We start from the raw sequence: 8,014 nt of genomic DNA, 5'->3' as shown, positions 1-8,014 counted from the left end.
TTCGATTTATTGGATGGTTTCGACCAGCTCTATGCCGGCCTTTCCGTTTCCATGCGCGAAAAAATGTTCGGCTTTACGTTCAGGCTGGATGCGATCGGCACGTTCGACGCTTGGCTGAAGGAGTATGGCAATCACTACGAGCAGTTGATCAACCAGATATTTGAGCAGGTGGTACACCGACTCGATGCGTTGGACAGTGCTCCACAGCGCGCGCGCCTGTTCTCATTGCATACCCAGTTGATCGGCTTGCGTCCAATATTGCTGGGCTTCTTGAAAGAAACCCTGGCAAGTGATCGCTACACCACGCCGGCCTTGGTACGGGGTGTGTATTGGTCCTCGGTCATCCAGCAAGGTGACATGCTCAATGCGTTCGTTCGCGAGGCAGCGCAACCCTACAAAACGAAGCTCCCTCTCCTTGAGGGTAAGGTGCAAGGCAAGGCGCTGGCGTACTTCATCCAGCATGCGTTCGCGCGCATCATCTATAAGGAAGCTGGACTTGCCGGGGACAACATCAAGGTGGCGCGCAACAAGCGTCAGTTGCTGTGGGTCGGGTCCGGGGTAGGCATTCTGGCTTTCTGTGTCGCCATCGCCAGCTGGCAACGCTACTCCGATATCAATGCCGCCAAGGCAGCCAGCGTGCTCGCTAAAAGCAGGGAGTACAGCCATCATGAAGTGGATCAGCGCCTGGATCCAAGCGGCCGCAATCTGCTGGAGCCGCTGGACCAGATCCGCGATGCGGTATCGGTGTTTGGCGACTATCGCGCCGCATGGCCGGGTGTTTCCGATTTTGGCGTGTATCAGGGCCGGGTCATCGGCCCGCGTGTCGATGAGGCCTACCTCAGCTTGCTCTCCAAGCGATTCTTGCCGGCCTTGGCCAGTGGCGTGATCGACGCCATGGAGGCGGCGCCGCCAGGCAGTGAACAGCAAATGGCCGCCCTGAGGGTTTACCGCATGCTGGAAGACCGCCAGAACCGGCGGCCTGGATGGGTGGAAGAGTGGATGGCTCGCCAGTGGCAGCAGAAATTTCCCGGCCAAGGCCAACTGCAACGCGACCTCATGCGGCATCTGAACTACGCCCTGGTCTATGCCGATGCTGACCTACCGCAGTACACCCAGCGTATCGCCGTGGTCCAGGAGGCCTTGCGCAAGGTGCCGTTAGCCGAGCGGGTTTATGCTGGCCTCAAGCAGCAGGCTGGTGAGCAATTGCACACCGGGTTGGACCTTCGTCATCAGGTCGGGCCGGCCTTCGATGTGGTGTATCAGCCGACCATCGGCGCCGGAAAGGGCGGTGCTATCCTGCTGCCGCCGATGCTCACTGCCAAGGGCTTCAAGGAGTACTTAGAGCCACGCAGCCAGAGCTTCGCCGATATGGCGATGATCGACCAATGGGCGCTGGGTGAGCGTGGTCAACTCGATTACTCGGATGCGGACCGGGAGGCGCTGAGCGAACGGCTGCGCAACTTGTATAGCGCCGATTTCATCGACAGTTGGCGCCGTGCCCTGAACGCCTTCTCGGTAGCTGACTTCCTCGACCTGGACCATGGCGTCACGATCCTGCAGCAGTTGACCGGCCCTGCGGCGCCGCTGCATCGGCTGCTGGATACGGTGAAGGACAATACCTCGCTTTCATCGGCTGAAGTTGTCGACGCCGGGTACGAAGCCAAAGCGGTATTGCCCAAAGGCAGTAAGCCAGAGCAACAACAGGCCTGGGCTATCCAGCGTGCATTTGCAGGGCTGAGCGCCATGTTGCAGGCAACGGGTGAGAAACCGAGCTATTACGATGAAACCCTTGGCGCCATTACCGCCGTGCATGACTACGCGAAGGCGGTGCAGGGCAGCCCCGACAGAGGTAAAGCTGCACTCCAGGCTGTGCATCAACGTTTCTCGATGACGGGGCAGGATCCAATTGGCACCTTGCAGCGAGTCTCTACTGGCTTGCCAGAGCCGATCAACCACCAAGTCAGGAAACTGGCCGATCAAACGGCACAAATGCTTAACATCGAAGCCCTGCGCGAGCTGGAGCGGCGCTGGGATGCCGAGGTGTACAGCTTCTTCCAGCAGCGACTGGCTGGGCGCTATCCCTTTGTGGCCAGGGCGCCCGACGCGTCCCTGGATGACTTCGAGGCGTTCTTCGGGCCGAAAGGGCGGCTGCAGCAGTTCAATGATCAGTACCTGAAGGTCTTCCTGAAGGACAACTTTGAAGCCCTGCAGGCCGGCCAGAAAGGGCACTCGTTGATTCGCAGCGACGTGATCGAACAGCTGGAGCGGGCAGACCGCATCCGCGAAACGTTCTTCGATCAGCGCGGCAACCTGAGCGTGCAGTTCAGCATCGAACCGCTGGGGCTGAGTGCCAACCAACGCACAAGCTTGTTGGACCTGGACGGCCAGTTGATTTCCTACACCCATGGCCCGCGCCAGATCACCGGCATCGTCTGGCCCAATACCTTGGGGCAGCAGGTGCGTAGCAACCTGACTTTGCTCAGGCAGAACGGCAATAGCAGCAGCCTGGAGTACAGAGGGCCGTGGTCGATGTTCCGCTTGCTCAGCCGTGGCTCGCTCAATGGGCGCACGGCTACCAGCGTGGACCTGAGCTTTCGCACCGGCGATGGTGTGATGCGCTATCGACTGAACGCCGCGAAGGCCTTTAACCCCATCACGCAAGAACCTTTCAAAGACTTCAAGCTACCGCGTGGGTTGTTGCAGCAATCGCACAAGCTGACGCCAACCCCGCAGGCCAGTCTATAAGCGATTCAAGGAGTAGCTCATGCAAACGGAAGAGCGAGTGAAACCGCTGAACTACTGTACGCAAGCCATTGAGCAATTGGAGTCGTGAATGCGTACTGTTCGTAAGGATAGGCCCGGCATCTTGCATGCCCATCATGTCTTGGTGAGGCTGTTGCGTGAAAGCGTCAAGTTCATCTTGCCCAATTGCGCCGAGTTGGTAGACATGGGCGAAATCCGCCAGGCACATCTGGACCTGGCAAGACTGCCCTGTCCTGTGGTCGCGCTGGAATCGCCTTGGGTGTTCGTCGGCAACGAAGGCGAAGATAAGCCAGGGTTTCACCGGTCAACCAAGCGGATTGCCTGGTGCATCACCATGGGGCCGGCGAACACACCTTCCCGACATCCCCGCCGAAGGCCATGGTGTCCACCTATGAAGGTGACCCCGGGTGGCGGCTGGGTTATCAGCGCAGTGCAGGCTTGTTGATTTGCTTACCCGCCTGGGACGCCACTTCCAGGGCTTGCCCATCCCGTTGCTTGCCCTGGCGCGCCAGGCCTTCGAGCTGGGGTATCAGCATGCCTTCCGGCAAATGCCGCCAGAAACGGCCGGGCATGTGCAGGCGCAGGGCATCGGGGTTGAGGCGGGCGGGGTTGAAGGTATGACGGTAATAAGTGCGCCATAGCTCGGCGCCCGGGTCTTCGGCGTTGCGTGCCCACTGGCGCCAGGCCTCGGGGCACTGGCGCTGGTAATCGAAGGCCTGGCCGTCGAAACGGATACCATCCTGCGGGGTTGCGATCAACCAGCGCAACCGCCCCAGGCGATCGGCGAAGTGCGGGCTGGCGCTTTGCAGAATATCGTGCGCCGGCTCGTGATAGGCCACCAGATCCAGCTGCAAGTGCTCGACCAGCTCCTCAGGCAGCGGTACGAAGCGCACAAAGGCATGCAGGTGATGCGCCTCACGGCTGACCTGCTTGATCCGCCGCTGCAGTTCGCTGCCCAGGCGGTCACCGGCCAGCATCGCGGTGCGGTCGCCATGGGCGACGCGCCACAGTACCTCGTACAAAAGGTTCCAGCGTTGTTCGCCCCGGTAGCGCGAAGCCTGCTCCAGCTGGCCCAGCAGTGCCGCCGGGACCTTGGCCCGGAACGGACCGGGGCCTGGCGGGAGCGCAGCCGGTACCGCCAGCAAGTCCGCCATCGGCCCTTGCGACCAGGTCACTTGCGAGGGGTCAATGTCGTGCCCCAACAATGACCGCGCCTGCTCGCGCCAGGTGGCGAACAGGTCTGCGCAGTCGAGCGCAATCACCCCCACAACCCCATCTGCACCGGCGCTTGCGGTTCACGCAACCGCGCCCGCAGCAGCCCGCTGCGCAGCTCGGCCTGCTGCGGGCGGTAGTCGCTGGTGACGATGAAAGGCCGGGCCTTTTCCAGCACGCAGCGCAGCTGGATCAGGTCGTCGTAGCGAATGCGCCGTTCCCGCCGCAGCGCAACCAGGCGCTGCACGCTGCGCAGGCCGATACCCGGAATGCGCGCCAGCAGGGCGGGTTCAGCGCGGTTCACGTCCAGCGGGAAGACATCGCGGTTGGCCAGTGCCCATGCCAGCTTGGGGTCGATGTCCAGAGCCAGGTTGCCAACCTGGCCGAGCAATTCGCCCGCCTTGTAGCCGTAGCCACGCAGCAGGAAGTCAGCCTGGTACAGGCGGTGCTCGCGCAGCAGTGGCGGCGCGGCCAGGGGCACACTGCCGGGGCTGTCGGGGATCGGACTGAAGGCTGAGTAGTACACACGCTTCAGGCCATAACCCTGATACAGCGATTCGGAATTGCGCAGCAAGGTGCTGTCGTCAGTGCTGTCGGCGCCAACGATGACCTGGGTGCTCTGCCCGGCGGGAGTGAAGCGTGGTGCCTTGGGCTCGTTGGCGACAGCCTGCTGGCCCTGATGGATTACGCCCATGGCCTGGCGAATGGTATGTGCGTGCTTTTCCGGCGCCAGGCGCTTGAGGCTGGCATCGGTGGGCAGTTCGATGTTGACGCTGAGGCGGTCGGCCAGGCGACCGGCCTCCTCGATCAGCAGCGGGTCGGCATCGGGGATGGTCTTCAGGTGAATGTAGCCGCGGAAGTTGTGCTCTTCGCGCAACAGCCGAGCCACGCGGATCAGCTGCTCCATGGTGTAGTCCGCCGAGCGTATGATGCCGGAGCTGAGAAACAGCCCGCTGATGCAATTGCGGCGGTAGAAGTCCAGGGTCAGGCGCACTACCTCTTCAGGGCTGAAGCGGGCGCGCGGCACGTTGCTGGAGCGGCGGTTCACGCAGTACTGGCAGTCGTACAGGCAAAAGTTGGTCAGCAGTATCTTCAGCAGGGATACGCAGCGGCCATCGGGTGTGTAGCTGTGACAGATGCCCATACCGTTGGTCGCCCCCAGCCCGTCGCCGCCACGTGAATTGCGCTTGGGCGCGCCACTGCTGGCGCAGGAGGCGTCGTACTTGGCGGCGTCGGCGAGGATGCCGAGTTTGGCGATGAGTTGCATGGCACTGGCTCGCGATACTGAATATTCATACAGTATTTTGAGAAGCGCCCGATTGCAAGTTCAGAGTAGGCAGCCCGTCGTAATTATCGCCGCGCAAACCCGACTAAATCCGTCAGCTAAGCTTGTGGCTGGACATTTACGGATAGCAACGAGGTACGGGAGAGGTTATGAAGATCACCATCAAGCCGGAACTGGCGCTGGCCGGCCTGGCGCTGGCGCTGGGCATGTTCAATGCCCAGGCAGCGGAAACCAGAAAGGTCGATGTGATGCTGGTGGGTGGCGGCATCATGAGTTCAACCCTGGCCGTCTGGCTAAACGAGCTGGAGCCGGGCTGGTCGATGGAAATGGTCGAGCGCCTGGACAAGGTGGCCGAAGAAAGCTCCAACGGCTGGAACAACGCCGGTACCGGGCACTCGGCACTGGCGGAACTCAACTACACCCCGGAAAAAGACGGCAAGGTCGATATCAGCAAGGCGGTGGAGATCAACGAGTCGTTCCAGGTCACGCGTCAGTTTCTCGCCTGGCAGGTGAAGCAGGGCGTATTGAAGAACCCGCACTCGTTTATCAATACCACCCCGCACATGAGCTTTGTGTGGGGCGATGACAATATCCGCTTCCTGAAAAAGCGCTACGAGGCGCTGCAGGCCAGCCCGCTGTTCAAGCCCATGCAGTATTCCGAAGACCACGAGCAGATCCGCAAGTGGGTACCGTTGATGATGGAAGGCCGCGACCCCAACCAGAAGCTGGCGGTAACCTGGACGCCGATCGGCACCGACGTCAACTTTGGCGAAATCACCCGGCAATACGTGGGCTACCTGCAGACACGGCCGAACTTTGACCTGAAGCTGTCCAGCGAAGTACAAGACATCACCCGCAACGATGACGGGTCGTGGCATGTGGAATACAAGAACCTCAAGGATGGCAGCAAGGCGGCCACCGACGCCAAGTTCCTGTTCATTGGCGCAGGCGGCGCAGCGTTGCCACTGCTGCAGAAGTCGGGCATCGACGAAGCCAAGGACTATGCCGGCTTTCCGGTCGGGGGTTCGTTCCTGGTCACCGACAATCCGGTCATCGCCCAGCGCCACATGGCCAAGGCCTACGGCATTGCCGCCACCGGCGCACCACCGATGTCGGTGCCTCACCTGGACACGCGGGTGCTCGATGGCAAGCGCATGATCCTGTTCGGGCCGTTCGCCACCTTCTCGACCAAGTTCCTCAAGCAAGGCTCGTTGCTCGACCTGCTGGCCAGCACCAGCGTGCACAACGCCTGGCCGATGGTGCGGGTAGGGGTACGCGAGTTCGACCTGGTGCAGTACCTGATCGGCCAAGTACTTCAATCCGACGATGACCGCTTCGAGGCGCTGCGCACCTACTTCCCCGAGGCCAAGCAGGGCGACTGGCGGCTGTGGCAGGCGGGCCAGCGGGTGCAGATCATCAAGAAAGACCAGGCGTTGGGGGGCGTTCTCAAGCTGGGTACGGAAGTGGTGGTGTCCAGGGACGGCAGCATCGCCGGCTTGCTCGGCGCGTCACCGGGCGCCTCGACTGCACCACCGATCATGCTCGATGTACTGAACAAAGTGTTCAAGGACAAGCTGGCATCGCCTGAGTGGCAGGCGAAGATCAAGCAGATCATTCCGTCGTACGGCATGCGCCTGAACGACCACCCCGACCTGGTACAGAAGGAGTGGGCGTACACCAACGAGGTGTTGCAGCTTGATCCACCTGTGACCGCCGCCACACCCTGAATTCAGCTTATTGCCCGGAGACCTGTGCTGCTGCGTGCAGGCCCTCGGGCATTGTGGCCCAGGCAAAGCGATACACGTTGTGAGGGGCAGCGGCCTGGCACTGGCCATTGTCGGCATCGGCGCCGACCACATACCACTCGGCCCGCGAGGTTTCGCCCAGCTTGCGCGCCTTGTCGGCGCTGAAGCAGCGGCCCAGCTCCGTGGCCGGGATCAGGGCAAAGGCCGCCGGATTCTGACGCAGCCAGTAAGCGGCAGAATCGGCCCTGGACTGGCCGGTAAAACCGAAGTGCACGATGGGTTGCCGGGCAAACAGCCAGTGCCCTTCGCGCCAGTTCACCAGTACCAGTTCGGCGCCGCCAGTGGCGCGTGCGGCTTCGCTCATCAGCGTGTCGTGCGGGTTACGGCCTTCCTTGACGGGCTCGATGAAACCGCGGGCAAACCACAGCGCAAACCATACCAGAGCCACGGTGGTAAACGCCTTGCGCCAGCCTGGCCGCTGCTGCAACCAGCGCTTGAGCAACCACGGCACCAGCGGCGCCATGGCCAGCACCAGGCCTGGCAGCGCCGGGAAGATGTACAGCTTGCGCTTGCCACTGCTGAGGCTGAAAAACAGCAGCACCAGTGCCACCCAACCCAGCAGCAGCAGGTAGCGGCCGTCGTGTTTTTGCAATTGCCGGCGCCACGCCGGTACCAGCCAGGGCAGGGCCAGGATCAGCGGCAGCCAGTACTTGGGAATGACCTTGACGAAGAAGTACCAGAAGGGTTCGCGATGGTCCCAGGCGTTGGCATAGCGGCTGGCGGTTTGACGCAACAGGATTTCCTTCAGGTAGGCCACCTCTGCCGCACCACCACCCTGGGCAATCGACACCAGCAGCGGCAGCAGCCAGACCGCGCAACCGGCCAGCAGGCACAGCAGCCCCAGGCTCCAGCGCCAACCCTGGCCCCGCATGGCGACCACGCCGCCCCAACGCTGACGCACCGCCCAGGCGTAGGGCAGCAGCATCAGTGCCGGAACAAAGCCCACCCC

4 protein-coding genes and 1 pseudogene are annotated in these 8,014 nt (G+C 62.0%); 2 read left to right on the top strand and 3 right to left on the bottom strand.

All coding sequences use genetic code 11. The features are described 5' to 3' along the window. A partial coding sequence (gene tssM / locus HP547_RS24835; RefSeq protein WP_172288028.1) for a type VI secretion system membrane subunit TssM occupies positions 1 to 2,745 on the top strand: 2,745 nt, incomplete at its 5' end. 440 nt (positions 2,746 to 3,185) lie between these two features. On the opposite strand, the gene HP547_RS24830 is transcribed toward tssM, so the two are convergent. Together HP547_RS24830 and HP547_RS24825 are read right to left on the bottom strand one after the other, a co-directional pair. Beyond that, positions 3,186 to 4,031 carry a TIGR03915 family putative DNA repair protein gene (locus tag HP547_RS24830; RefSeq protein ID WP_172288025.1) on the bottom strand — a complete coding sequence of 282 codons (846 nt, stop codon included), beginning with the start codon at positions 4,029 to 4,031 and terminating at the stop codon, positions 3,186 to 3,188. Continuing rightward, on the bottom strand, positions 4,022 to 5,242 hold the full coding sequence (locus tag HP547_RS24825; RefSeq protein WP_172288022.1) for a putative DNA modification/repair radical SAM protein: 1,221 nt from the start codon (positions 5,240 to 5,242) through the stop codon (positions 4,022 to 4,024). Before HP547_RS24825 ends, HP547_RS24830 begins: the two co-directional genes overlap by 10 nt. 167 nt (positions 5,243 to 5,409) lie before the next feature. Between HP547_RS24825 and mqo the strand changes: the two genes are divergently transcribed. Further along, complete coding sequence (gene mqo / locus HP547_RS24820) at positions 5,410 to 6,987, top strand: malate dehydrogenase (quinone) (protein ID WP_172288020.1); 1,578 nt, start codon at positions 5,410 to 5,412, stop codon at positions 6,985 to 6,987. A 7-nt stretch (positions 6,988 to 6,994) separates the two neighbouring features. On the opposite strand, the pseudogene HP547_RS24815 reads toward mqo, so the two are convergent. Next, positions 6,995 to 8,014 (bottom strand): annotated as a pseudogene (locus tag HP547_RS24815) (dolichyl-phosphate-mannose--protein mannosyltransferase); the annotation flags it as partial.

Origin of the sequence: Pseudomonas sp. CM27 (assembly GCF_013179515.1) — a bacterium.
In the GTDB taxonomy this organism is placed as follows: domain Bacteria; phylum Pseudomonadota; class Gammaproteobacteria; order Pseudomonadales; family Pseudomonadaceae; genus Aquipseudomonas.
Note: the sequence above shows the minus strand (reverse complement) of the source record. Positions and strands in the feature narration are given on the sequence as shown.